Origin of the sequence: Erythrobacter oryzae (genome assembly GCF_030271515.1) — a bacterium.
Lineage (GTDB): Bacteria > Pseudomonadota > Alphaproteobacteria > Sphingomonadales > Sphingomonadaceae > Erythrobacter > Erythrobacter oryzae.
Map to the genome: position 1 here is coordinate 505447 of NZ_JASCXI010000003.1, position 22587 is coordinate 528033.

21 protein-coding genes are annotated in these 22587 nt (G+C 68.0%); 11 read left to right on the forward strand and 10 right to left on the reverse strand.

Annotation, left to right across the window (positions count from 1 at the left end; all coding sequences use genetic code 11):
- Positions 1-27: 27 nt before the first annotated feature.
- From PFX90_RS11330 to PFX90_RS11345, 4 genes are all read left to right on the forward strand, one after another.
- Complete coding sequence (locus PFX90_RS11330; RefSeq protein ID WP_285712554.1) at positions 28-897, forward strand: alpha/beta fold hydrolase; 870 nt, start codon at positions 28-30, stop codon at positions 895-897.
- 259 nt (positions 898-1156) lie between these two features.
- A complete protein-coding gene (locus tag PFX90_RS11335; RefSeq protein WP_285712555.1) occupies positions 1157-1714 on the forward strand; it encodes a pyridoxamine 5'-phosphate oxidase family protein in 558 nt (185 codons plus the stop codon).
- A gap of 182 nt (positions 1715-1896) precedes the next feature.
- Positions 1897-2235 (forward strand): P-II family nitrogen regulator, encoded by a 339-nt coding sequence (locus PFX90_RS11340; RefSeq protein ID WP_017664998.1) that lies wholly within the window; start codon positions 1897-1899, stop codon positions 2233-2235.
- A gap of 14 nt (positions 2236-2249) precedes the next feature.
- Entirely contained in the window at positions 2250-3671 is a 1422-nt protein-coding gene (locus PFX90_RS11345) for an ammonium transporter (RefSeq protein ID WP_285712556.1), read from the forward strand.
- Between the two features lie 552 nt (positions 3672-4223).
- On the opposite strand, the gene PFX90_RS11350 is transcribed toward PFX90_RS11345, so the two are convergent.
- From PFX90_RS11350 to PFX90_RS11365, 4 genes are read right to left on the reverse strand one after another with little or no spacing between them, the layout of a single operon-like run.
- Positions 4224-5813: a GMC family oxidoreductase gene (locus PFX90_RS11350; protein WP_285712558.1), complete on the reverse strand. Its 1590-nt coding sequence runs from the start codon at positions 5811-5813 to the stop codon at positions 4224-4226.
- Positions 5814-5837: 24 nt separating this feature from the next.
- Positions 5838-6797 carry a sterol desaturase family protein gene (locus PFX90_RS11355; protein ID WP_285712559.1) on the reverse strand — a complete coding sequence of 320 codons (960 nt, stop codon included), beginning with the start codon at positions 6795-6797 and terminating at the stop codon, positions 5838-5840.
- Positions 6790-7209 carry a hypothetical protein gene (locus tag PFX90_RS11360; RefSeq protein ID WP_285712560.1) on the reverse strand — a complete coding sequence of 140 codons (420 nt, stop codon included), beginning with the start codon at positions 7207-7209 and terminating at the stop codon, positions 6790-6792. Before PFX90_RS11360 ends, PFX90_RS11355 begins: the two co-directional genes overlap by 8 nt.
- Before the next feature lie 12 nt (positions 7210-7221).
- Positions 7222-7653 (reverse strand): protein tyrosine phosphatase family protein, encoded by a 432-nt coding sequence (locus PFX90_RS11365; RefSeq protein WP_285712561.1) that lies wholly within the window; start codon positions 7651-7653, stop codon positions 7222-7224.
- Between the two features lie 262 nt (positions 7654-7915).
- On the opposite strand from PFX90_RS11365, the gene PFX90_RS11370 reads away from it, so the two are divergent.
- From PFX90_RS11370 to PFX90_RS11400, 7 genes are all read left to right on the forward strand, one after another.
- Positions 7916-8701 (forward strand): cold-shock protein, encoded by a 786-nt coding sequence (locus PFX90_RS11370; protein ID WP_285712564.1) that lies wholly within the window; start codon positions 7916-7918, stop codon positions 8699-8701.
- Positions 8702-8834: 133 nt separating this feature from the next.
- Positions 8835-10031 (forward strand): aspartate aminotransferase family protein, encoded by a 1197-nt coding sequence (locus tag PFX90_RS11375; protein WP_285712565.1) that lies wholly within the window; start codon positions 8835-8837, stop codon positions 10029-10031.
- On the forward strand, positions 10028-10957 hold the full coding sequence (gene argF, locus PFX90_RS11380; RefSeq protein ID WP_285712566.1) for an ornithine carbamoyltransferase: 930 nt from the start codon (positions 10028-10030) through the stop codon (positions 10955-10957). The genes PFX90_RS11375 and argF overlap by 4 nt, the downstream gene beginning before the upstream one ends.
- 43 nt (positions 10958-11000) lie before the next feature.
- Complete coding sequence (hslO, locus tag PFX90_RS11385) at positions 11001-11900, forward strand: Hsp33 family molecular chaperone HslO (RefSeq protein WP_285712568.1); 900 nt, start codon at positions 11001-11003, stop codon at positions 11898-11900.
- Positions 11901-11985: 85 nt separating this feature from the next.
- On the forward strand, positions 11986-12405 hold the full coding sequence (locus tag PFX90_RS11390) for a DUF3617 domain-containing protein (RefSeq protein WP_285712569.1): 420 nt from the start codon (positions 11986-11988) through the stop codon (positions 12403-12405).
- A 45-nt stretch (positions 12406-12450) separates the two neighbouring features.
- On the forward strand, positions 12451-13143 hold the full coding sequence (gene queC / locus PFX90_RS11395) for a 7-cyano-7-deazaguanine synthase QueC (protein ID WP_285712570.1): 693 nt from the start codon (positions 12451-12453) through the stop codon (positions 13141-13143).
- Between the two features lie 46 nt (positions 13144-13189).
- Positions 13190-14749, forward strand: a complete 1560-nt coding sequence (locus PFX90_RS11400) for a spinster family MFS transporter (protein WP_285712571.1) — start codon at positions 13190-13192, stop codon at positions 14747-14749.
- A 294-nt stretch (positions 14750-15043) separates the two neighbouring features.
- Here PFX90_RS11400 and PFX90_RS11405 read toward each other — a convergent pair whose 3' ends face one another.
- From PFX90_RS11405 to PFX90_RS11430, 6 genes are all read right to left on the reverse strand, one after another.
- Positions 15044-16195, reverse strand: a complete 1152-nt coding sequence (locus PFX90_RS11405) for an OmpA family protein (RefSeq protein WP_285712572.1) — start codon at positions 16193-16195, stop codon at positions 15044-15046.
- Between the two features lie 169 nt (positions 16196-16364).
- Complete coding sequence (locus PFX90_RS11410) at positions 16365-16829, reverse strand: DUF2793 domain-containing protein (RefSeq protein ID WP_285712573.1); 465 nt, start codon at positions 16827-16829, stop codon at positions 16365-16367.
- A 16-nt stretch (positions 16830-16845) separates the two neighbouring features.
- The gene (locus tag PFX90_RS11415) at positions 16846-19029 is read right to left on the reverse strand and encodes a phage tail protein (protein ID WP_285712574.1); all 2184 of its coding nucleotides are present in this window, start codon (positions 19027-19029) and stop codon (positions 16846-16848) included.
- 4 nt (positions 19030-19033) lie between these two features.
- On the reverse strand, positions 19034-19453 hold the full coding sequence (locus tag PFX90_RS11420; protein WP_285712575.1) for an NlpC/P60 family protein: 420 nt from the start codon (positions 19451-19453) through the stop codon (positions 19034-19036).
- On the reverse strand, positions 19450-20262 hold the full coding sequence (locus tag PFX90_RS11425) for a DUF2163 domain-containing protein (RefSeq protein ID WP_285712576.1): 813 nt from the start codon (positions 20260-20262) through the stop codon (positions 19450-19452). Before PFX90_RS11425 ends, PFX90_RS11420 begins: the two co-directional genes overlap by 4 nt.
- Entirely contained in the window at positions 20262-22586 is a 2325-nt protein-coding gene (locus PFX90_RS11430) for a DUF2460 domain-containing protein (protein ID WP_285712577.1), read from the reverse strand. Before PFX90_RS11430 ends, PFX90_RS11425 begins: the two co-directional genes overlap by 1 nt.
- Position 22587: the final 1 nt, after the last annotated feature.

A 22587-nucleotide genomic window follows, 5' to 3' on the forward strand; every position in this document is an offset into this window, starting at 1 on the left:
GGCGAGGTTCGCGGCATGGCAAGGCCCATGCTCGACACCGTTCCGACCTCGCAAAGCTTCATCTCGCAGCGCCTCAAGCTCAACTACCTCGACTGGGGCGGGCGCGGGAAGCCGCCGCTGGTGCTGGTCCACGGGGGCCGCGACCATGCGCGCTCATGGGACTGGACCGCCGAGGCGCTGCGCGAGGACTACCATGTCATCGCCATGGACCACCGCGGGCATGGCGATAGCGACTGGGTCTCGGACGGGGTCTATTCGGCCGGCGACATGGTCTATGACCTCGCCCAGCTGATTCACCAACTGGGCGTTGGCCCGGTGCGGATGGTGGCGCATTCGATGGGCGGGAACGTCGCGCTGCGCTATGCGGGCGCCTTCCCCGATATGGTCACCAAGCTGGTCGCGATCGAGGGCCTCGGCCCCTCGCCGGAGTGGCGCGCCAAGCAGCGCGCCCAGCCCTATCCCGAGCGCCTCGCCGAGTGGATCGAAAAGAAGCGCAAGGCCGCCGGCCGCACCCCGCGCAAATACGAGAGCATCGAGGCGGCCTTCGCCCGCATGATCGAGGAGAACGCCTACCTCACCGAGGAACAGGCGCGGCATTTGACCGTCCACGGGGTCAACCGCAACGAGGACGGAACCTACAGCTGGAAGTTCGACCCGCACCTCAATGTCTGGCCGGTCGAGGATATCGGCGATGAATTCATCGAACAGCTGTGGGGCGCGATCACTTGCCCGACGCTGCTGCTCTACGGCGCGGACAGCTGGGCCTCCAACCCGGAGAAGGACGGGCGGATTGCCCACTTCAAGACCGCCAGCGTGATCGAGTTCGAAAAGGCCGGCCACTGGCTCCACCACGACCAGTTCGACCGCTTTATCAAGACCTTGCGCGAGTTTCTGTAAGCCGGACGGGCCACCGGCGAAGTTTACAAAGTTGACACTGTAAACTTCGCAATCCTACAAGAATTTCGCTCTTGTTTCTGTGCCTTGCGCGCGGAAACCGAAGTTGACATTGTGCGCGGCGTTCACCTGCCCGAGTGGGGCTTCAGACCTCCCTGCGTGGCAACGACGATGCGAAAGAGCCGCCGGCAATCTACCCCGGCACCATGGCTGTAGGAAAGCCCGCTTTTGCAGGCTAGAACGCCGCAAGGAGGGTCCGCGCATGGCCGATTTCACCGAGGCGCTCACCGAAAAGCACATCGCCATGATCGCCGCGCAGCCGGTGTTCTTCGTGGCGACGGCGGCGGGCGAGGGGCGGATCAACCTCAGCCCCAAGGGCTATGACGCCTTTCGCGTGCTCTCGCCGACGCGGGTGGCTTATCTCGATCTCGGCGGATCGGGCAACGAGACCCACGCGCATCTGGCCGCAGACGGGCGCATCACGGTGATGTTCTGCAACTTCCAGCAACCCGCGCTGATCCTGCGCATCTACGGACGCGGGCGGGCGGTGTTGCCGCAGGACGCCGAGTGGGAGGCGCTCGCGGCACAGTTCACCCTGATGCCCGGCACGCGCCAGATCTTCGATATCGCGGTCGAGAGCGTGCAGTCCTCCTGCGGCTGGGGCGTGCCCTTCATGACGCTGGAGGGCGAGCGCGAGACGCTCAAGAAAGCCCACCGCCAGTCCGACCCCGCCCAGTGGGAGGCCAAGATGGCGGCGCGCACCCGCAGCATCGACGGCCTGCCGACCCGCGCGACCGACCGCTACATCGCGGGGGAATGACGCGCAGCTGACCGCAAAAATTGCCTAAGTGTTAATCACGTGCCCGTAATTTAGGCAGGTATTATCCCGCAGGTGCGAAAAAACGTGCTGATTCCTTTGCGTCAACCGCGTTACACAATCTTGGCACGCTTGTTGCTGTGACTCCGTCGGCCGGAAAAAATCCGGTGCAACAGGGGCCACAGATGAAGTTCATCATCGCCATCATCAAACCGTTCAAGCTCGACACCGTGCGCGAGGCTTTGAGCGGCATCGGCATCGCCGGGATGACCGTGACCGAAGTCAAGGGCTTCGGACGCCAGAAGGGTCAGACCGAAATCTACCGCGGCGCCGAATACTCCACCAACATGCTTCCCAAGGTGAAGCTCGAGATCGCTGCCAGCGACGAGATCGCGGCGCAAGTGGTCGAAACCATCCAGCAGACCGCCAACACGGGCGCGATCGGCGACGGCAAGATCTTCGTGCTGGATCTTTCGTCCGCCACCCGCATCCGCACCGGCGAGTCCGGCGAAACCGCGCTGTAAGGGGACCCAAAGCAATGAAGCGCATTCTCTCCAATCTGGCGATGGCAGCGACCGGGGCGGCGCTGCTCGCCGCGCCGGCCATGGCCGCGCCCGCGGCGGCACCCACGCCGTTCGTGCCCACCGCCGACATGGTCAACAAGGGCGATGTCGCCTGGATGATGGTCTCGACCGCGCTGGTCCTGATGATGAGCGTTCCCGCACTCGCGCTGTTCTACGGCGGCCTGGTGCGCGCCAAGAACATGCTTTCGGTGCTGATGCAGGTGCTCACCATCGTCTGCGTCGCCGCGCTGGTGTGGTTCGGCTGGGGCTACTCGATGGCCTTCACCTCGACCAACAGCCTGGTCGATCCGCTGTTCGTCGGCGGGCTCGACAAGGCCTTCCTCAAGGGCGTCACCGTCACCAGCCTTGCGGCGACCTTCTCGAACGGGGTTTACCTCCCCGAGCTGGTCTTCGTGATGTTCCAGATGACCTTCGCCTGCATCACGCCCGCGCTGATCGTCGGCGCCTTTGCCGAGCGCGTGAAGTTCACCCCGCTGATCATCTTCGTGGTCGCGTGGATGACGCTCGCCTATTTCCCGATCGCGCACATGGTGTGGTACTGGGCCGGCCCGGACTTCCTCCACGCCGCGCCGACCGACTACGGCCTGCTGTGGGGCTGGGGTGCGCTCGACTTCGCCGGCGGCACCGTGGTGCACATCAATGCAGGCATCGCCGGTCTCGTCGGCTGCCTCGTGATCGGCCCGCGCATCGGCTACAAGAAGGAGCCCATGCCCCCGCACAGCCTGGTGATGACCATGATCGGCGCCAGCCTGCTGTGGATCGGCTGGTTCGGGTTCAACGCCGGCTCGGCGCTCGAATCCAACGCCTTCGCCGCGCTGGCCTTCGTCAACACCTTCGTGGCGACCGCTGCGGCGGGTGCGACCTGGGCGATCATCGAGCAGATCACCCACAAGAAGCCCTCGTTGCTCGGCGGTGTCTCGGGTGTGGTGGCCGGCCTCGTGGCAATCACCCCGGCGGCGGGCTTTGCCCACCCCGGCACCGCGATCATCCTCGGCGCTGTGGCTTCGGTGGTCTGCTACTTCTTCGTCACCACGGTGAAGAACAAGCTCAACTATGACGACAGCCTCGATGTCTTCGGCATCCACGCTGTCGGCGGGATCATCGGCGCGATCGGGACCGGCATCGTCGCCGACCCCGCGCTCGGCGGCCAGGGCTGGATCGACTACACCGCTCCGGTGGCCAAGGCGGGCGAGTTCGACCTCGTCGGCCAGGTGACCACCCAGATCTACGCGGTCGGCGTGACCGTCGCCTGGACCGGGATCGTCTCGGCGGTGCTGTTCCTCGCCCTCAAGTACACCATCGGGCTGCGCCCCGACGCCGAAGCCGAGACCAACGGCCTCGACATCACCGAACACGGGGAGCGCGCCTACAACTAGGCGCCCACCCACCAAGCTTGGCGGGGGGAGGACCTCTCTCTCCCTCTCCCCTCCCCCCGCCTCACCTCGTTCCTCCTGCGAACGAACAGACTGAATAAGGCCGGAGTGGCGATAAGCCCTCCGGCCCTTTTTTGTTTAATTGCGGCGCAAATCTTCAGAAGTGCTGTGAAGCAAAGAGGTCATGAGCCGTACAAAACATTCACGGCGGGTGTCGAATGACTCACTCCCCATATTTTTCTTCACAGATTCAATTTGGGGCTTGCAGAGCCCGCGACTCAAGCTTGCTCCATGCGTCGCAGGTTTGACGCAGGGCTGAAACACCTACGTCATGGTAACTCCGTGCTTAATCTGCCGTTGACGGGAGTCGGAGGGTGATTAATCCTCTAGTGGTCTAGCGGGGTCCAAACCTAGATGGATCGGGGGGCACGTCGCTACGCTTGCAGGCCTACAGACTATTCATACGTCTGGATGCGCGACGTCGCCCCCTCTTTTCAATGATCCATTAATTGGCCCCGTTGAGCAATACGGGTTCTCCAAAAGTGGACAACATTTTCACGCTCTCTCCGCCGCCATCACAAAATCAGCACACCTTTCGCCGATCATGATGCTCGGCGCGTTGGTGTTGCCGCTGACGATCTTGGGCATCACGCTGGCATCCGCCACCCACAGGCCCTCGAGCCCGTTGAGCTTGAGGCTGGGATCGACCACCGCATGCGCATCGCTCCCCATGCGGCAGGTGCCGACGGGGTGGTAGACCGTGTCCGCCCGCGCGCGGATCAGCGCATCCAGAGCGGCATCGTCATGGAGGTCGACGGGGTGGCGGTCTCTTGGACCGAAGGCCTGCATCGGCGGAGCCTCGGCGATGCGGTGCGACAGGCGCACGCCGGCGCGCATCACCGCCATGTCGCGTTCGTCATCGAGGAAGTTGGGGTCGATCACCGGCGCGGCGGCCGCATCGGCGCTGCCGAGGCGCACCGTTCCGCGGCTCTCGGGCCGCAGCACGCAGGCGTGGAGCGAGAAGCCGTGCGCCTTCACCTTCTCGCGCCCGTGATCCTCGAGCACGGCAGGGACGAAGTGCCACTGCACGTCGGGGGCGGGGCTGTCGGGCATGACGGTCCAGAACCCGCCCGCCTCGGCATAGCAGGTGGTCATCACGCCCGTGCGCTTCAGCCGGTGCTCGACCATCGCCGCCGCCATCCGCAGCGTGCCCTTGAGCGTCCCGCCGATCAGCAGGTCACTTTCGGTCTCCCAGCCGGAGACATAGTCGATGTGGTCCTGGAGATTGCCGCCCACCGCAGGCCGGTCGAGCACCACGTCGATCCCGTGGGCCTTCAGGTGGTCGGCCGGGCCGATGCCGGAGAGCATCAGGATCTGGGGCGAGTTGAACGCCCCCGCGCTCAGCACCACGCCGCGCCGCGCCAGCAGCGTCTCGGACTTGCCGCCGCGCCGGATCTGCACGCCCGTGACGCGCCCGGCCTCGATCACCAGTTTCTCGACCAGCGTGTCGGTGCGCACCGCGAAATTGCCCGAATCGCGGATCGGCTCCACGTAAGCGCGCGCCGCCGACCAGCGTTCGCCCTTGCGCTGGGTGACCTGATAGAGGCCGAAGCCCTCCTGCCGCTCGCCGTTGAAATCGGGGTTGGTGCGCAGCTGCAATGCCGCAGCCGCGTCGACGAAGGCGTGGGAGGCGGGGTTGGCGCTCTTCTGGTCCTCGACGAACAGGGGCCCGCCCGCGCCGTGAAAGTCGTCGTCCCCGCGCTCGTTGGCTTCGGCGCGCTTGAAGTAGGGGAGCACGTCGTCATAGCCCCAGCCGGTCGCGCCCATCGCCGCCCAGTTGTCGTAATCCCAGCGGTTGCCGCGGATATAGACCATCGCGTTGATCGCGCTCGACCCGCCCAGACCCCGTCCGCGCGGCTGGTAGCCGGTGCGGCCATTGAGACCCTTCTGCGGCACGGTCTCGTATTTGTAGTTCGACTTTTCGGGGATGAAGGGCATGAAGCCCGGCGTCTTGATGAAGACGTTGTCGTTGCGCCCGCCCGCCTCGAGCAGGCACACCCGGCGCGTGCCGTCCACCGCGAGCCGCCCCGCAACCGCGCTGCCCGCGCTGCCACCGCCGATGACGATGTAGTCGAAACTTTCCATGATCTCTCCCTTTGCGGAAGAGACTTAAGCAGCTTCCGCGCCGCCCGCAATCGGGTTTCGATCAGCTACTGAAGTTGCGAGTGGTGCAACAGTGCCGACCCGCGCCTGCCATCTCGCGCGGATCATGTCGCTGGTCTCGCGGCTGCCGTCATGGCTCCAGCCGGGCTCGCGCAGGAGGTAGGAAAGCTTGTGCTGCCACGGCGCGCGCCAGATGTCGGTCAGCATCCCGATCCACTCGTGGAACACCGACCACAAGAGGTTGAAGCTGCCCAGCTGCTTGACGATCCCGTAGCGGATTGTCTCTTCATCGACCTCGGGCGTGAAGGTTCCGAACATCCTGTCCCAGATGATGAAGACGCCCGCGTAATTGGTGTCGAGATAGCGCGGGTTGGTCGCATGGTGGACACGGTGGTGGCTGGGCGTGTTCATCACCGCCTCGAACCAGCGCGGCATCCGGTGGATCGCCTCGGTGTGGATCCAGAACTGGTAGATCAGGTTGAACCCGCCGCAGATCGCGATCATCGCCGGGTGGAAGCCGAGCAGCACCAGCGGCACCGCGAAGAGGAAGCCGAAGGTGAACATCCCCGTCCATGTCTGCCTGAGGGCGGTGGAGAGGTTGTAGTGCTGGCTCGAATGGTGGTTCACATGGCTCGCCCACATCCAGCGGATGCGGTGCCCGGCGCGGTGGACCCAGTAATATTTGAGGTCGTCAAGCACGAAGCAGACCGGCCAGGCCCACCACACGGCCCACCACTCGGGCCCGAAATCGAAGATGCGGTATTCGTAGGTCTTGATGAACACGGTGAGCGCGAAGCCGCCCAGCAAGGCCCCGGCCACGGTCGATCCCAGCCCGAAGGCGAGGCTGACGAGGGTATCCTTGGGCTCGTAAGCCTCGGGCGCGCGGAACTTCGCCCAGATCATCTCGGCCAGCACCGCCACCACGAACAGCGGCACGGCATATTGGGTGGGGTTGAAGTCAGGCATCCTGCGCCCCGCTTACCCGATTGATCGCATCCGCCCAAGCCTCCGCGTCGGGGAGGGTCAGGAACACCTTGCCGAAGCGCGGCTCGCCCGGATCGACGACGAGGTTGAACTCGCCCGGCTGAACCTCGGGCCGCGCGCCGGCACCGGGGCCGAGCACGCGTCCGGCGAAGCGGTTGCCGTGGCGCTTGATCACCATGATCCGCCCCGCGCCGTCCCGCGCGAGAGCGCTCGCTCCTTCGGCATCGAATGATGTGGCGACCGGCGCGAACCCGTCCTCGACCTCGCCCGCCGCGCGCGCGACCGCCTCGGCGCTGTCGAGCCGCGGCGCGCCGCCGAGCTTCAGCCACCACGCCAATCCGGCAAGCGCGAGAATCGCGACCAGCGAGACGGCGGTCTGGGTCAGCAGGGCCATGTCGCTTGCGCCTCAGCGCTGGCTGAGCATGTCGATCAGGCTGCGAATCGGGCTCACGTCATAGCCCGCCTGCGCCGCGGTGCGGGCGATGGTGTCGGGATCGCCGCCCTGCTTCGCGCTCGCCAGCGCCCACAAAAGCGTGGAGCGCGTGCCCGATCGGCAATAGGCGAGAATCGGCCCCTCGGCCTGCTCCAGCGCGGCGATCATCGCGTCGACCTGCGGCTCGGAAAAGCCCGAATGGCCGATGGGAATGGCGACATAGTTGAGCCCCGCGGCCGTCGCCGCCGCCTCGATCGCGTCGCCCTGCGGGGCCGAGGGCTCCTCGCCGTCGGGGCGGTTGTTGACGATGGTGGTGACGCCGAGCGCGGCTGCGGCGGCGATATCTTCGAGCGCAAGCTGCGGGCTCACCAACACATTTTCGTTGAGGCGGCGAAAATCGCTCATGCTGTCGTCCTGCTTTGCCGATGACCCTTGGGCCGCATTCATGCCCAAACCCGCAGGCCCGCACAAGCGCACGCTTGGCGCAGAGTTACAAGACCCCGAGCGCCACGGTTATTTCATTCGCAAAGCAGGCTTTTGTGCGCTATACCTGAAGCCACGTGCGCTGCCGGACCACAAGATCGGCGCGACTGTGTCCGGTGCGGCTCACTGCTCACGACATCGGCGCTTTGGAGGACGGGCAGTGTGGCAAGGTACGTACTGATCTATGGGTTACGATAGGGGACGCCGGCGCGGCCGCGACAAGCGCGACGGTTTCGGCGAAGATGGCTTCGATCCGTTTGGCGGCGGGAATGACGGTTTCCCGCCCCGCGATTTCGGCGGCGACCGGTTCGGAGGCGGTGGAGATCGCTTCGGGGGCGGCGGTGACCGGTTTGGCGGCGGCGGCGGTGATCGCTTCGGCGGCGGCGGCGGTGCCCCGCGCGGCGGTGGCGGCGGCTTCGGTGGCGGCCCGCGTGGTCCGGGCGGCGGCGGCGGTGGTGGCGGCGGTTTCAGCCGCATGCCCGCCCAGATCGTCGGCACCGGCAAGGGCACCGTGAAGTTCTTCAACGCCCAGAAGGGTTTCGGCTTCATCCAGCAGGATGGCGGCGGTGAGGACGTGTTCGTCCACATCTCTGCGGTCGAGCGTGCCGGCCTCGAAGGCCTCGCCGAGGGGCAGGAGCTCCAGTACAACCTCGTGGATCGCGGCGGCAAGGTGTCGGCGCAGGATCTCCAGGTCGTGGGTGACGTGATCGCCGTGGCGGCCAAGCCCGCCGCGCCGCAGCGCGAGCTGACCGGTGAGCGCGCCAAGGGCACGGTCAAGTTCTTCAACGCGATGAAGGGCTTCGGCTTCCTCGTGCGCGATGACGGCCAGCCGGACGCCTTCGTCCACATCAGCGCGGTCGAACGCTCGGGCCTTTCGGGCATCAACGAGGGCGAACGCTACGAATTCGATCTCGAGGTCGATCGACGCGGAAAGTACTCCGCCGTCAATCTGGCACCGATCGAAGGCTGACCCGGCCCGGACCGCTCCCCGCGGTTTGACGATGGGGAAGCGGAAGATTAAACGGAATGCAGATGGCGGCTCTGGTTCAGGGCCGCCATTTGCGTTTCAGACCCCCACGATTTTCAATTTCAGGAAGCTGCTTATGTCCATCACCCCGCTCATGCCCGTCTATCCGCGTTGCGGTGTCCGGCCGGTGCGCGGCGAGCACTGCCATCTGATCGGCGAGGACGGCACCCGCTACCTCGATTTCGCCAGCGGCATCGCGGTCAACCTGCTCGGCCATTCGCACGAGGGGCTGATCGGCGCGATCCAGCAGCAGGCCGCGACGCTGATGCACGTCTCGAACCTGTACGGCAGCCCGCAGGGGGAGAAGCTGGCGCAGTGGCTGGTCAACAAGACCTTCGGCGACACGGTGTTCTTCACCAATTCGGGCGCCGAAGCGGTCGAAGCCGCGATCAAGACCGCGCGCGCCTATCACCAGAACGGGGAAGGGGGCGACAAGAATCGCTTCGAGCTGATCACCTTCCACAACGCCTTCCACGGGCGCACGATGGCGACCATCTCGGCCTCGAACCAGGAGAAGATGCACCACGGCTTCTCGCCGCTGCTCGCCGGGTTCAAGTATGCGCCCTTCGACGATCTGGAAGCGGCCAAGGCGCTGATCGGGCCGAACACCGCGGGCTTCCTCGTCGAGCCGATCCAGGGCGAGGGCGGGATTCGTCCGGCCTCGATGGAGTTCATGCAGGGCCTGCGCAAGCTCGCCGACGAGCATGACCTGATGCTGGTGCTCGACGAAGTGCAGTGCGGCGTCGCGCGCACCGGCAAGCTCTATGCCTACGAGCATTACGGGATCGAGCCTGACATCCTCGCCACCGCCAAGGGCATCGGCGGCGGCTTCCCGCTCGGCGCGTGCATCGCCACCGAAAAGGCCGCGCGCGGCATGACCTTCGGCACCCACGGTTCGACCTATGGCGGCAACCCGCTCGCGATGGCGGCGGGGACGGCGGTGATGGAAGCCGTGGCGAATGACGAATTCCTCGCATCGGTCGCCGAGAAGGGCGAGCGGCTGCGCGCGCGGCTCGAACAGTTCATCGGCAACTACCCCGAGCTGTTCGAACTGGTGCGCGGCAAGGGCCTGATGCTCGGCATCAAGATGAAGATGGAGAGCCGCCCCTTCTACGTCCACCTGCGCGACAACCACCAGCTGCTGACCGTGGCCGCGGGCGACAACACCATCCGCATCATCCCGCCGCTGGTGATCGGCGATGCCGAGATCGACGAATTCTTCGACAAGCTGTCGGCCGGTGCGGCGAGCTTCAAGGTGCCTGAAGCGGCATGAAGCACTTCCTCGATCTCGGCGATGCCGGGGGTGACGCGATCGCCGCCATGATCAACGACGCGATCGACCGCAAGGCCGCACGCGCCGGCCTGCCCAAGGGCGCGCCCGATGCCGACGCGCCGCTTGCGGGCCGCGTGCTGGCGCTGGTGTTCGAGAAGAACTCGACCCGCACCCGCGTCAGCTTCGACATCGCGATGCGCCAGCTGGGCGGCACGGTGCTGCTGCTCGATTCGGCCTCGAGCCAGCTCGGGCGCGGCGAGACCATTGCCGACACCGCGCGGGTGCTGAACCGCATGGTCGACGGCATCATGCTGCGCACCGACGATCACGCCAAGATCGAGGAGATGGCTGCGCACGCGAGCGTGCCGGTCATCAACGGCCTCACCGACATGTCGCACCCCTGCCAGATCCTCGCCGATCTGCTGACGGTGATCGAGCACGGCAAGGCGCTTTCGGGGCTGGAAGTGGCGTGGTTCGGGGACGGCAACAATGTGCTGCACTCGATCCTCGAGGCGGCCGGGCTGATGAAGTTCAATGTCCGCGTGGCGACGCCTGCGGGTTACGAGCCCGATCCGGCCTTCGTCGACCTCGCCCGCGCGGGCGGGGCGACGGTCACGCTGACGCATGACGCGGCAGCGGCGGCGCGCGGGGCGGACGTGATCGTCACCGACACCTGGATCTCGATGGGTCAGGCCCATGCCGAGGCCAAGCTCGCCGCGATGGCGCCCTATCAGGTCAATCCCGACCTGATGGCGCTGGCCAAGCCCGATGCGGTCTTCCTCCACTGCCTGCCTGCGCACGTGGGCGAGGAAGTCAGCGAAGAGGTGTTCGAAGGCCCGCAATCGGTGGTGTTCGACGAGGCGGAGAACCGCATCCACGCGCAGAAATCGGTGCTGCTGTGGGCCTTCGGGATGCTCGGGCACTGACGGGGGGTTTCGCCGCGCGCCATGCGTCCCCATATGGCGGCGCATGACCGACACGACCTCCGCAACCGAGACCTTCTCCGACACCCTGATGGGCTTCACCCTGCCCTCGCGCAACGCGCGCGGGCGGGTGGTGCGGCTCGAAGGCGTGCTCGAGGAAGTGCTCTCCGCCCATGATTACCCCGCCCCGATCACGCATCTGCTGGGCGAGGCGCTGGTGCTGGGCGCGCTGATGGGCGGGCTGCTCAAGGGCGAGAACGCGCAGATGACCCTCCAGGCGCAGACCCAGGGCGGGATCGTCAAGCTGCTGGTGTGCGACTATCGCGCAGGCGCGGTGCGCGGCTATGCCGATTTCGACGGCGAGCGGCTGGCGACCCTCGGTGCGAACCCGAGCCTCGCGGCGCTGTTCGGCGAGGGCTACCTTGCGATCACCTTCGAGACCGAAGGCCGTCAGCGCTATCAGGGGATCGTCCCGCTCGAAGGCGACAGCCTTGCCGAGGCGTGCGAGAGCTACTTCAGCCAGTCCGAGCAAATCCCGACCCTGATCCGCGTCGCCAGCCGCGCAGGCTCGACCGGGCGCATGGCGGCGGGGCTGCTGGTACAGCACCTGCCCGATGGCGAGGAAGGGCGCGAGCGGCTTCACGTGCGGCTCGACCACCCCGATTGGGAGCATGTCGCGGTGCTGGCGGGGACGATCAGCCATGACGAACTGCTCGATCCCGCGCTCTCGCTGGAGGGGATTGCGTGGCGGCTGTTCCACGAGGAGCCCGAGGTGCGCGTCCAGCCGGGCGATGCCCTCTCGCGCGGGTGCCGCTGCACCGCGGCGCATTACGAGACGATCATCGCCCGCTTCCCGGTGGAAGAACAGGAGGAGATGCGCGGCCCCGACGGGATCATCGCGGTCGACTGCGCGTTCTGTTCCAAGACGTTCGCGCTGGCGATCTGACGCTTGGTCGAAAACATCGCGATATGCGAAGAATTGCGTCCAAAATTTGCAAGGCGTCGCGGCGCAAAGCTGGCAAGAGGGGTGCATGAACAAGGGGAATGACAGCAGGAAGCGGACGGCGGTGCTGGCGCTCGCCGCGGCTGGCGCGGTGCTGGGCTATGCCGTGCCGGTGCTGGCGCAGGGCAACGGGCTCGCCATGCTCGGCTCGCTCACCAAGGGCGAATGGACCATCCGCCAGCGCGGCGGCGCGCCCGATCGCAAGATCTGCGTGCGCTCCGGCGCCGAGCTGATCCAGCTGATGCACCGCGAAAACGGGTGCAGCCAGTTCGTGGTCGAGGACGGCGCGGCGCGGGTGACGGTGCAGTATACCTGCCCCGGCAACGGCTATGGCCGCACCAGCATCCGCCGCGAGACGCCCGGTCTGGTGCAGCTCGAAAGCCAGGGGATCGAGGGCAAGATGCCCTTCCAGCTGACCGCCGAGGCGCGCCGCACGGGAACGTGCTGACGCCCCGCGATTGCCTTTGCGCAGCGCCGTGATAGGGCGGCGCGCATGACTGATCCGGCACAATCCCAGCCGCTCGCCGTGGTGCTGCTTTCGGGCGGGCTCGATTCGATGGTGACCGCCGCGCTCGCGCAGGAGGCGGGCTTTGCGGTCCATGCGCTGAGCGTCGACTACGGCCAACGCCACAAGCTCGAACTGCAATCGGCGGCGCGCATCGCGCAGAAGCTGGGGCTGGCGCGCCACACCCCGATCGCGCTCGATCTGCGCGCGTTCGGCGGATCGGCGCTGACCGACAGCATCGCCGTGCCCAAGGGCGGGGTCGGCGACGACATTCCGGTCACCTATGTGCCCGCGCGCAACCTCGTGTTCCTCGCGCTGACGACGGCCTGCGCCGAGGCGGCGGGGGCGCGCGACGTGTTCATCGGGGTCAACGCGCTCGACTATTCGGGCTATCCCGATTGCCGCCCCGAATTCATTGCCAGCTTCGCCGAGACCGCGCGCTTGGGCACCAAGGCGGGGGTGGAGGGCGCGCCCTTCACGATCCACGCGCCGCTCCAGCACATGACCAAGGCCGACATCGCCCGCGAATGCGCGCGCCTCGGGCTCGATCCGGCGTGGAGCTGGTCGTGCTACGACCCGACACCCGACGGGCTGGCCTGCGGGCTGTGCGATTCGTGCCGTTTGCGGAAAAAGGGTTTTGCCGAGGCGGGGATTGTCGATAGCACCCGCTATAACGCCTGACCGGCCGCGCGCCGGTTGTGAGCAGGGATACGGGAAGGGATCGAACTTGAGCGAGGACACCACGGCGGCGCCCGTCAGCAGCGAGGCGCCCGCGTCGGCCTACAGCTGGTATGTGCTGGGGGTGCTGGTTGTGGTCTACATCCTCAACTTCATCGACCGGCAGATCCTCTCGATCCTCGCGGTCGACATCAAGCGCGACCTTGCGCTGACCGACGGCCAGCTGGGCTTTCTGGGCGGCGCGGCCTTCGCGGTGTTCTACGCGCTGTTCGGGGTGCCGCTCGGCCGGTTGGCGGATCGCTGGCACCGGGTGCGGCTGCTGACGATCGGCCTGTTGCTGTGGTCGACGATGACCGCAGCGTCGGGCTTTGCGCGGAATTACCTCAGCCTGTCGCTCGCGCGCATGGGCGTGGGCGTGGGCGAGGCGACCGCGAGCCCGACCGCCTATTCGCTGATCTCGGACTATTTCCCCTCGCGCCAGCGGGCGACCGCGCTCGCGATCTATTCCTCGGGGCTGTATCTCGGGGGCGGAGTTTCGCTGCTGATCGGGGCGAAGATTTCGCAGGTGTGGGACGCGGCCTATCCCGGTGGCGGGTTCCTGGGGCTGGTCGGCTGGCAGGCGGCGTTTCTCGCCGTGGGCGTGCCCGGCGTGCTGCTCGCGGGCTGGGTCGCCTCGCTGCGCGAGCCCGCGCGCCAGCCCGACGCTGCGAGCGGCACGCGCCATCCGCTCGCGGATTTCTTCGTCGACCTGTCGATGCTGCTGCCGCCCTTCACCCTGCTCCACGCGCTGCGGCGCGGGCCGATGGCGGCGCTGGTCAACGTGGTGATGGCTGCGGCGATGATCGGCTTTGCCCTGCTGATGATCAAGCTGACGAAGAACGTGCCGCAGTGGTCGGCGATCGCCTTCGGCTATTACGCGGTGTTCTCCTGGGCCTCGACCCTCAGGCGCCACGATCCGGCGACCTTCCGGCTGATCTGGGGGACGCCCGCCTTCATCTGCACCGCGCTGGGTTACGGGCTGGTCTCGCTCGGCGCCTATGCGCTGGCGTTCTGGGCGGCGCCCTATGCCGAGACGGTGCTGAAGCTGCCCAAGGCCGAGCTCGCTTTCGTGCTCGGCGGGAGTGGGGCGCTGTCGGGCTTTCTCGGGGTGATCCTCGGCGGGCGGCTGTCGGACTGGCTGCGGGGGCGCAATCCCTCGGGGCGGATTCTGGTGGTGATGTTCGGGATTCTCGCGCCGGTGGTGCCGATCTGGGTGGGCTTCACCACCGAGAGCGCACTGCTGTTCTATGCGATGAACTTCCTTGCGGGGATGTTCGCGGCGACAGCGCTGGGCGCGGCGGCGGCGACGACGCAGGACCTCGTCCTGCCGCGGATGCGCGGGACTGCGACGGCCTCATTCTTCCTCGCGACGACGCTGGTCGGGCTGGGGCTCGGGCCCTACATGGTGGGCGCGATCTCGGAGGCGAGCGGGAGCCTGCGGGTCGGGGTGCTGTCGCTGATCGGGGTGGCGCCGATCTCGCTGGCGCTGCTGATCTACGCCTACCGATCGCTGCCCAAGGCCGAGGCGACAATCGCCGAACGCGCCGCTGCGGCGGCGGGCGGGGCGTAGGGAGCGCTCGGGTTAGGTAGGGTCAATCCCGCGTTCCGGTCCGGCCGAGGTCTCAGACCAATCTTCTCCAGACATGCGAAAGCGCGCGCCACAGCTCGGGCATAGGCCCGGCTGCGGCGCGCGCTTTGGTTTGCGGGAGGCGAGAGGGAATTTGCCGGGCTGAGGAGGCAGGCCCCACCGGGTAGCGCGAGCAGCCGCGCTTGTCGGGTGTGCTGGCCGCTGTGCCGGGCGCAGGGCAACAAAAAAGGGGCCGGATCGCTCCGGCCCCTCTTCGTGTTCCGTTCGAACTTGGACTTACATGCCCGAGCCCGGGCCGTAGGTCACTTCCACGCGGCGGTTCTGCGCTTCGCGCACACCGTCGGCGGTCGGGACGCGCGGCTTGGTTTCGCCGAACGACTGGCCGGTGATGCGGCCGGCGGGGATGCCGCGGCCGGTCAGGTAGGCGGTGACCGCCTTGTTGCGACGATCGGCCAAGCCTTCGTTGTACTTGGTGCTGCCCGCGCGGTCGGTGTGACCGGCCAGCATCACGCTCGCCGTGCCGCAGTTGGCATAGGCGGTGACGGCGCTGTTGAGGATGCCGGCGGCTTCCGACGTGATGTCCGACTTATCGAAGTCGAAGAACACGATGTACGGGCCCGTGTTGCACGCAACCTTGGGCGGCGGCGGCGGGGGCGGCGGAGGCGGCGGGGGCGGCGGCGGGGGCGGCGGGGGCGGGGTCACCGCAACCGGCGCAACCACCGGCGGCTCTTCGCCACCGAAGTTGTAGGTGATCGAGCCGAGCAGCGAGTGCGAGGCCAGTTCGGTGTTCAGGCTGCGGCCGAGCGGATCGACGAGGTTGATGTCGGGCGCGTTGAAGAAGCGATACTTCAGGCCGACGTCCCACGAATCGTTGATCGGGGCGCGGATGCCCGCGAGCAGCTGCCAGGCGAAGCCGGTGTCCGAATCGTTCCAGACGCCCGGGCCGTTGGCATTCACGCGGCCGTCCATGTCGATGCGGGCCACACCCACACCGCCACCGACGAAGCCCTGCACGCCGTCGTCATCGCCGAAATCGACGAGGCCGTTGAGCATGAAGCTCAGCGCGTTGACTTCGCCCAGCGCGTCGCGCGTGCCGGTGAAGGTGCTGAAACCGCCCGGCGCGTTCGCGGCGGGGTTGAGCACGAGGCCCTGGCTGCCAGCGGTCACGTCCGCGAGATCGGCCGCACGATAGCTGGCTTCGGCTTCGAGACGGAAGCCGCCGAAGTCATAGCCGACAAGCCCGCCGAAATCGTAGCCGGTGTCATAGTTGGCCGAGGCATTCTCCTCGACACCATTGACCTCGATCGACTGGTCCTCGACGATCATGACGCCGCCATCACCCTGGATATACCACTGGCCGTCGCGGGCCATGGCGGGCGTGGTCAGCGCGGTCGAAGCCATCGCCATTCCAATGACGAGTTTGCGCATTTCCGAAATTCCCCTTTGCGTTAAACTTGAGGCACCGGGTGTCTCTATCTTTTCCCCCCGCGCGAGGCAAGCAGTCAATGCCCTCATGGTGTTGCAAGAATGTCGCTGAAAAGGCCTTGTGGATAAAAATGTAACTTCAAAAGCCACGGTAATCCGCCATTCGCGCGCCTCAGGCGGGGGGCGCAGCGAGCACACCCATGGTCTTGAGCGCGGCGATCAGGGCGGTCAGCGTGGCCCTTGCCTGAACGTCGATGACCGTGCCGCCCGATGCTGCGGCGACGACAACCGCGGGCTCCCATTGCGACCGGTAAATGACCATCCGGGCAGCCGCACGGTCGAACACCACCATGCCCTCGGCCGGCGCGATGAAATGCCAGGCGCCCCCGACAAGCACCGCAAGCCGGCCCTCCTGCCCCGCCCATGCTCCGGTTGCGGTCGCCGTCACCCGGTAGCACGCGCCTTCGGGAGGGCTTGCGGGCGGGGAGGGCTGCGAGGCGATGACCGCGCGAGCATGGAGCGCGTCGAGCACGCACAGCGCCTCGTTGACGAAGAACTCCTTCTGCGCCTGCCCGGCAAACAGCAGCGGCAGGCCCAACGCGGGGGTCGAACTGGGAAAAGCGATCGGATCGGACATCGGGGCCTCCGGGTGGTCAGGTGAGGTTGGCGAGCAGCAGCGCCGGGGAGCGGTCGAAGGTGCCGACCTGCCGGGCCCACAGCGGGCCGGGCCCGTGCGCGGCGGTCAGGGCGGCGCGTTCGGCGGCGGTGAGCGCGAGCGCGGGCGTGTCGACCTGCCAGACGGCATGGGGCGCATCGACCGGGCCAAAGCCGGCGAGATAGGCCTCGCGCTCCTCGACCAGCGGGACCTCGACGCTGTCTTCCCAGCGATACTGGCCGCGCGCGCGGCGGGTCCAGCGGTAGGTCCTGGTGCCATCGGCAGCGCTGTCCACGCGCGGGTGCACCGGGCACAGCGGGCGGCGCGAGAGGCCGGCATTGGCGAGCGGGGCGATCACCGGGGCGGTATCCCCGGTCGACAGCGCCGCGACCCGCGAGGTCGCGAGCGGCGGCACCAGCACCGGATCGAGCGGCACGAAGCTGTCGTCGATCAGGATCGCTGGGGCTCCTGCGCCGTGGCCGATCGCTGCGGCCGGCTCGGTGCCGCCGCGTCCGCGCAGCAGCCCGGCGAGCTTCCAGCGCCCGGCGCCCAGCGGCGCGGCGTGCAGGAACTGCACGAGCTCGCCCCCGATCAGCATCCGGTTCGCGCCCGCCGTAAGCCCGTCGCGATCGGTTTCGGCTAGGTCGAGATCCGCCGCGACCAGCGCCACGATGGCCTCGGCACCGGGCTCGAACAGCAGAGCGGGCGACGGTCCAAGCGGCGCTTCGAGCACCCCGGTCACCGCCCGCTGGCTGCCGGTTTTGCCGAGATCGACCAGCGCGGTGCCCTGCACGGCATAGAGCGCCGCCCCGCGCCACGCGCTGTTGGTGGCCGAAGCGGCGGCGAAGATCAGCGGCTGGGCGGGATTGGCACCGGCCTCGGGCGGAACCTCGAAGGCGGCGAGGGTGGTGGCGGGGATCGGCAGGTCGGTCGGGGGAAGGTTCTGGCCCGGGTCGCTCGCGCGCGGGGCGCCGCCGGACGGCGCGAGCCGTTCCAGCTCGAGCGCGATGCCGCGGTCCAGCCATTCCCAGCTGCGCAGCAGCCAATATCCGGGCGCATCCGGCTGCCGCACGATGCTGCCGGGGGTCAGCCGCGGGTCGAGCTCGCCGATCCGCCAGGTGACGGTCTCGTGCTGCCAGCGCGCGCGGTTTGCGCTGTCGTTGGCGAGCTGGCGCGCGCCGCCGGCGGTGAGCGTGGCGGGCAGATCGATCATCAGCTCGCGCCCCGCCTCCCGGGTGCCGCTCGCGCGCTGCACGCCGGTCTGGTAGTCGCGCTCCTCGTCGTAATAGCGCAGCGCCGCAGGGGTGCGCGCGGGCACGCCTGCACGCTGCCGGACGCGGTTCTCGTCACGCTCGCGGTCATCGCGGGCGAGCTGGGGAGGGAGCGTCATCACCTCGCCTTCGGGCAGAGCGCGGGTGGCAAGGGTGAGACCCTCGTGACCCGAAGCGCAGACCAGCGGGATGACCTGATCGATCGCCGCCAGCGTCGAGGCGAGCGCGCCGCCCTCGTCGGCAAAGCCGCGCGTCTGCGCCAGCGGGGGTTCGGAAGGCGGGAGCACCGCGGCCGGCACCAGCCGGGCGAGCGAAACCGTCTCGTCGCCGCCGTCGGCGAAGATCTCGAAGCTCATCGCCGGAATGCGGTTGCCGTAGTCGCCCAGCTCGAGGTTCTCGAACACGACATAGGCGCAGTCGCGGAAAGCGGGCGCGAGCGGGCCCTTGGCGGCCGCGATCAGCGGGTCGACCGGATCGTCGCCGAACCCGCGATAGAAGCGCATGGTCCCGCCGACCTTCAGATCCTCCTGCGCGCCCCGCAGAAGGTTGCCATCGGCCCAGATCCGTCCGAGCCGGTCGACCGGCGTGCTCGACAGCGCGATCGCGAAGGAGGCGGAATAGGAATATACGGTGGTCGAAGGCTGGCCCTTGCGGCCCTTCTGCTTCTGCTTGCTCTCGATGAGATCGGTCGACCAGATCACGCTCCCCGCGACCCGCATCCGCCCGAACTGGCGCGGGATCGGCTGGCCGTAGCTCGAGGTGCTGATGGTCAGGTCCTTGAGCCGCGGCCCCTCGCGCCCCTTGGGGCCGAAGACGCGCGCGTCGATCTGGTTGCCGATCAGCCCGCCGATCGCGCCGCCAAGCGGGCCGCCGATCGCGGTGCCGAGGGTGGTTAGGAGCAAGGTCGCCATGGGATCAGCTTTCGCAAGAGGAGGCGAGGCGCCAGGCGGCCTCGATCTGCCAGGCGGGATCGCGCGGCTGGCGGACGACCCGCCGCAGGCCCGCATGGGCGTGGACGACCTGCTCGGCGTCGAGCGCGATCACCAGATGGTGCTGCGCAAATCCGAGCGAGATCAGCAGGATGTCGCTCTCGCGGATCGGGCCGTGCGCCGCGACAAGGCCCGATTGTGCGGCGGCGGGGAGCCAGCCATCGACCGCGATGTTGCGCAAAGCATAGCCGCGCGGTGCCACGGGCGCGCATCCGGCTGCTGCCAGCGCGGCATGGACCAGCCCGATGCAGTCGAGCCCGGTTGCGGGGTCGCGCCCGTGCAGCCGGAACCGGCAGCCGACAAGACCGAGTGCGGCCTCGGCGACCGCCTCCTCGCGCACGCTCATGGCTGGCCGTAGCGCGCGAGCAGGTCGTTACCCGGCAGGAACGGCTCGCCACGGAAATTGGCAGCATTGGCGAAACGGCCCGAGCAGGTGGCGATGGTGTGGTCGCAGCCCTCGCGCAGCTCCGCCCGGGTCCCGGGCACCGTGCCTGCGACCAGCGGGCGGTCGAGCACCAGCCACTCGCCGACGGCATCGATGATCCCGAAGGCAACGCCGGTCTGCGGCCCCGCCATGAAGCGCAGCCGCCCGTCGACATGGGCCTCGCCGTCGATCCCGGCAAAACGCACGCGGTTGCCCTCGAGATCGACCTCCGCGAGCACCTGCTGCGCGGTGAAGCGCGCCGCCGAAAGCCCGCAGCCCGGCCCGCAGAACACGGCCCGGCACGTGGGCGAGGTGCGCGGCACGAGGTCCTGTTCGAGCAGGCTCTTGTTCGAGCGCAGCTCGGCGGAGAACTGCACCTCGTCGTCCTCGATCCGGCCGATCTGGCCGGTGTAGAGCGTGTGGTGCTCGAGGCTCGTCCAGTCGACCGCCCCGATCTCGATCGCCGCGTCGTCGAACAACCCGGCGGCCAGCTCGCTCTCGCGGATCGAATCGTGGTTGAGCGCGCCCTGCACCTCGGCGCTGTCATTGGCGAGTTCGGCGGTGAGGCGGATTGCGGCGGGGATCATGCCCGGCGCGGCGAGGTGGCGCATGCCGCCGAAGGTGAGGTCGCGGTCGTGGCTGGTGAAGGCGAGCGCGCTGCCGTCGCGGCGGTAGATGCGCCAGAAGGTCGCCACGGTATCGAGCTCGCGGTCGAAGAACACGCGCGGCATCAGGCGGTCTCCCGGATCTCGATCAGCGGCACCGAGGGCGCCTCCCCGGCGGAAAAATTCACCGCCGAGACGTCGAGCCGGTCTTCGGCAAAGCGCACGGGCACGTCGAAGCGGAAGCCCGCGCGTACCTCGGCGCCGGCAGCGGGGGCGGTGGCGAGGCGCAGCATGCCCTTCTCGCCGAGCGTGAAGGCGGTGGTGGCGACGCCGCCGACGCTCACCAGCAAGGTATCGGCGCGGGGGCGGGTGATCGCGCGCACCTGCGGTTCGGTGCCGCCGCCATAGAGCTTCACCAGCTGGAAATCCGCGCGCACGCCGTCACCCAACCCGAGCAGCTGGTCGAGCCGCGTTGGGGTGCCGGCCATGCCGTTGGAGCTGTTGTCGAAGGGGTCCATCAGCCGGAAGCCGCGTGCGGGCCCGCGGCGGGCGCGGAAGAAGGCGATGAGATCGGCCAGCTCGGCCTCCGACCGGATGCCCGGGCCGACATCGAAATGCAGCCTTGCGTCCGACCACAGCGAATTGCGCCGCTCGTGCCCCGACGCGGTCACCGCGATCGAGGTCGAGAACTCGGGCGCGACCGAGGCGCTGCGGCCGAGCGCGAAGGGGTAGAGCACGTCGTCGAAGGGGTCCATGGCTGGCTCCGGGGGAGGGGCGAGGCGGGTGTAGCCGTCGCGGTTGACCTGCGGCAGCGCCCAGACATAGCGGCGCGCGATGCCGCGGGTGGCGGCCTCGTCGAGCCCGGCGTCGATGCGCGTCCAGAATGTCTTGGCATTGGCGGGGTCGAGCACAAAGCCCGCGAGGTAGTCCTGCGCCGCCAGCGGATAGCCGAGCCGCGTGTTGACGAAGGCGTACGCCGCGCGCCGCTGGGCGTCCGCGCCCGAGGTGAGCCAATCGTAATCCTCGATCTGCAGGCGGTCGAAGGCGGGGTAGGCCCATCCGGTCGGCATGTTGGCGCGGTATAGTTCGGGCATGTTCGCCGCGAGGATCGTCGGGGTGAAGGCGAGCAGCAGCACTTCCGACGGGCCCTGGGCCGCGTTGCGCACTGCGGTGGTCAGCGCCGCGGTCGACTGCGCGAGCACGATGCCCGCCCCGTTGAGCAGGGATCTCTCGGCGCTGCCGAGCGGCGCCGCCATGTCCGGGATCACGATCGGATTGCCGCCGAGCGCGGTCTTGGCGGCGGCATCGTAGATGCAGATCTCGCGGTTCGCCGTCACCCACCACCACGGCTCGCCGATCTGGAAGCGCACGGGCTGCCCGGCGGCCTTGAGCAGCGCGACAAACGCCCCCGCAGCACCGGCGAGCCATGTCCGCACCGCCGTGAGGGCAGGGGTGAGCAGGCACGAGGGCGGCACCCAACCGGTCAGCGCCGGCGCGCCGCTGGCAGTGCGCTGTTTCCAGGCCTCGTGGCAATAGCTGTCGAACAGCTCGTAGGAGAGCGAGGCGATCACCTCGAACCCGGCCGCCTTGGCCGCCGCGAAGTAATTGCCGTGCCACGCCGATGCCGGGGTGCACAGCGCGCCGGTGGCATCGGCCTTCAGCGAGCTGTCCGCCTGCCGCACCACCCGCATGAAGTGGCTCATCCCGACATAGTGGACGATGTCCCCGCGATAGCCGAGCCCGGTCGCCGCGCGCAGCAGGCGGGCGGGGGTCTGGTTGTAGGCATCGTCATAGGCGGTCGCCATGCGCTCGCCGTGCGGCGGCACGAGCACGTCGCCGAGCTCGATCATCGCCCGCGAACCGTCGGCGCGGATGTCCGACATGGTCACCGACCCGTTGAACCGCACCGGGAGCACCGTGGCGCTCCCCGCGACGAAGCCGGGCGCGACCAGCGAGATGAACATGCGATCGATGTCGCCCGCGAAGATCGGCTCGCCGGGGAGGCCATAGCCGCTCTGGAGGGTGGAGAAGGGCAGTGTGATCTGCGCGTCGGTGGGCGTGCCCACGGCATAGTTCCACAGCCGGACATACCAGACCCGCGGCGCCCCAGCCGCATCGCGCCCCTCGATCGTCAGCGTCGGTCCGTTGGGCTGGTCGAGCGCGATCACGCCGGTCGATTGCCAGTGGAAACTCAGCGTCGTGTAGCGATAGTCGCGGTCCGTGGCATAGGCGAGCAGCGGGTGATCGAGCGTATCGACGCTCTCCCAGATCAGCCCCACGAGCGCGCCCGCGGTGTAGAGTTCGAGATCGACCTTGAGCGCATCGGGCGCTGTGGTGATCACCGAGGCCATCGCAGGGCGCGGGAAATTGACCGTCCAGAAGCGCGGATCGAAGCGCTGCATGAAGGTGGTTTCCTGCGCCCGGGGGGAACGGGCGAGCCAGAATGCCATG

Bases quoted from the DNA above. Each gene is read 5' to 3' on its own strand.
- PFX90_RS11330 (WP_285712554.1), top strand. From the start codon at position 28: ATGCTCGACACCGTTCCGACCTCGCAAAGCTTCATCTCGCAGCGCCTC.
- PFX90_RS11335 (WP_285712555.1), top strand. From the start codon at position 1,157: ATGGCCGATTTCACCGAGGCGCTCACCGAAAAGCACATCGCCATGATC.
- PFX90_RS11340 (WP_017664998.1), top strand. From the start codon at position 1,897: ATGAAGTTCATCATCGCCATCATCAAACCGTTCAAGCTCGACACCGTG.
- PFX90_RS11345 (WP_285712556.1), top strand. From the start codon at position 2,250: ATGAAGCGCATTCTCTCCAATCTGGCGATGGCAGCGACCGGGGCGGCG.
- PFX90_RS11350 (WP_285712558.1), bottom strand. From the start codon at position 5,813: ATGGAAAGTTTCGACTACATCGTCATCGGCGGTGGCAGCGCGGGCAGC.
- PFX90_RS11355 (WP_285712559.1), bottom strand. From the start codon at position 6,797: ATGCCTGACTTCAACCCCACCCAATATGCCGTGCCGCTGTTCGTGGTG.
- PFX90_RS11360 (WP_285712560.1), bottom strand. From the start codon at position 7,209: ATGGCCCTGCTGACCCAGACCGCCGTCTCGCTGGTCGCGATTCTCGCG.
- PFX90_RS11365 (WP_285712561.1), bottom strand. From the start codon at position 7,653: ATGAGCGATTTTCGCCGCCTCAACGAAAATGTGTTGGTGAGCCCGCAG.
- PFX90_RS11370 (WP_285712564.1), top strand. From the start codon at position 7,916: ATGGGTTACGATAGGGGACGCCGGCGCGGCCGCGACAAGCGCGACGGT.
- PFX90_RS11375 (WP_285712565.1), top strand. From the start codon at position 8,835: ATGTCCATCACCCCGCTCATGCCCGTCTATCCGCGTTGCGGTGTCCGG.
- argF (WP_285712566.1), top strand. From the start codon at position 10,028: ATGAAGCACTTCCTCGATCTCGGCGATGCCGGGGGTGACGCGATCGCC.
- hslO (WP_285712568.1), top strand. From the start codon at position 11,001: ATGACCGACACGACCTCCGCAACCGAGACCTTCTCCGACACCCTGATG.
- PFX90_RS11390 (WP_285712569.1), top strand. From the start codon at position 11,986: ATGAACAAGGGGAATGACAGCAGGAAGCGGACGGCGGTGCTGGCGCTC.
- queC (WP_285712570.1), top strand. From the start codon at position 12,451: ATGACTGATCCGGCACAATCCCAGCCGCTCGCCGTGGTGCTGCTTTCG.
- PFX90_RS11405 (WP_285712572.1), bottom strand. From the start codon at position 16,195: ATGCGCAAACTCGTCATTGGAATGGCGATGGCTTCGACCGCGCTGACC.
- PFX90_RS11410 (WP_285712573.1), bottom strand. From the start codon at position 16,829: ATGTCCGATCCGATCGCTTTTCCCAGTTCGACCCCCGCGTTGGGCCTG.
- PFX90_RS11415 (WP_285712574.1), bottom strand. From the start codon at position 19,029: ATGGCGACCTTGCTCCTAACCACCCTCGGCACCGCGATCGGCGGCCCG.
- PFX90_RS11420 (WP_285712575.1), bottom strand. From the start codon at position 19,453: ATGAGCGTGCGCGAGGAGGCGGTCGCCGAGGCCGCACTCGGTCTTGTC.
- PFX90_RS11425 (WP_285712576.1), bottom strand. From the start codon at position 20,262: ATGCCGCGCGTGTTCTTCGACCGCGAGCTCGATACCGTGGCGACCTTC.
- PFX90_RS11430 (WP_285712577.1), bottom strand. From the start codon at position 22,586: ATGGCATTCTGGCTCGCCCGTTCCCCCCGGGCGCAGGAAACCACCTTC.